Raw genomic sequence first — 1,652 nt, forward strand, 5'->3', positions numbered from 1 at the left:
AGGTCCGGCGGCAGGTCCGGCTCGCCGCCGAGGGGGTCGAGCCGCAGCGGCACCAGCGTGGTGAACCAGCCCACCGTCCGGCTCAGGTCGTGGCGGGGCAGGGTCGGGCCGTCCTGCGCGTCGGAGAGGGGTTCGGGGAAGGGTTCTGAGAGGGGTTCGGCGAGCGCGTCGGCCAGGGCGTCGGCATCGCGACCGTGGCGCTCGAGGGTCACGCCTACCGCCGTCCCGTCGCCGCGCCGCACCAGCGCGATCGACAGGGCGGTGAGCAGGATCTCGTCGGGACGGGCGCTGTAGGGCCGACCGGCCCGGCGCAGGAAGGCGTCGGTGGCGTCGGCGTCGAGGCTGTCGGCGATCTCGGTCTGGGCGGATTCGACGTTGGGGGCGTCGGGCCGGACCGGCCGCAACGCGGCATCGAGGCACGGCCCCCCGGCCTGCCAGCCGGCCAGCCAGGATTCGCGGCGCCCGGCATGTCCGGGGTGCCGGGCCAGGACGTCGAGGCTGCGGGCCCAGCCCGGGAAGCTCGTCGGCGGGGGCGCGAGCGGCCGCCCGGCGAGGGCCGCCGCGAGGTCCTGGATCAGGATGCGCCACGACATGGCGTCGACCACGAGGTGGTGGGCGACGAGGAGGAGGCGCTCGGTCCCGTCCGCCGGCAGGGTGACGTGCACGGCCCGCCAGACCGGCCCTTCGGCGAGGTCGAGGCTCGTCTGGGCTTGCGCGGCGAGGGCCGCGAAGGCCGGCGCACCGTCCGCCGCGCGCCGCCACAGCGGGGGCTCCTGCCCCGGTGCCCGGCAGGTCTGGGTCCAGGCCCCGTGCGCGTCCCGCGCGAAGCGCAGGCGCAGCGCGGGATGGGCGGCCTCGACGGCCGCGAGGGCCTCAGCGAGGCGGCCCGGGTCGAGGGGTGCTCGGGGCGCGAGCACGATCGCCTGGTTCCAGTGCTGCCGGTTCGGGACGGGGCCGTCGAGGAACCGGCGCTGGATCGGGGTGAGGGGAACCGGACCGGCCTCGCGCGCCGGGTCGACCTGGGGGGCTGGCGCGGCCGCGCTGTCCGTGGCCGCGTCGAGATGCGCCGCCAGGGCGGCGAGGCGCGGGTGGGTGAAGACGTCCCGCGGCGTCAGCGCGAGGCCGCTCTCCCGGGCGCGGGCGACGAGCTGGAGGGCGAGGATCGAGTCGCCGCCGCGCTCGAAGAAGCTGTCCCGGCGCGACAGGCGTCGGGCGTCGAGGCCGAGCACGCCGGCCCAGAGGGCGGCGAGGCGCGTCTCGGTCTGGCCGCGCGGCGGATCGAAGCCGGTGCTCCCGCCCGCGGCGTCCGCGCCCGCCCAGTCGGGTTCGGGGAGCCGTCCTGGGTCGAGCTTCCCGTTGGCGGAGACCGGCAGGGCGGGCAGGGCGAGGATGCGGGCGGGGCGCAGCGCGTCGGGCAGCGTGTCGGCCAGGGCGCGCTGCAGCGCGGGCTCGTCGAGGACGCCGCCGGCCGCCGGCACCGCGTAGCCCACCAGCCGCAGCCCCCCGTCCGGACCGGGACGGGCGACCACCGCCGCCTCGGCCACGCCCGGCAGCGCCCGCAGCGCGGCGGCCGCCTCGCCCGGCTCGACGCGCTGGCCGCGGATCTTGACCTGATCGTCCGCCCGCCCGCGGTAGTCGAGCTGCCCGTCCGC

1 protein-coding gene is annotated in these 1,652 nt (G+C 78.6%); it reads right to left on the reverse strand.

What is annotated here, in order from left to right; all coding sequences use genetic code 11:
• The coding region (locus tag BM419_RS31545) for a condensation domain-containing protein (protein WP_244540949.1) at window positions 1–1,652 on the reverse strand (1,652 nt) is incomplete at both ends.

It is taken from the genome of Methylobacterium sp. yr668, assembly GCF_900116245.1.
Taxonomy (GTDB): domain Bacteria; phylum Pseudomonadota; class Alphaproteobacteria; order Rhizobiales; family Beijerinckiaceae; genus Methylobacterium.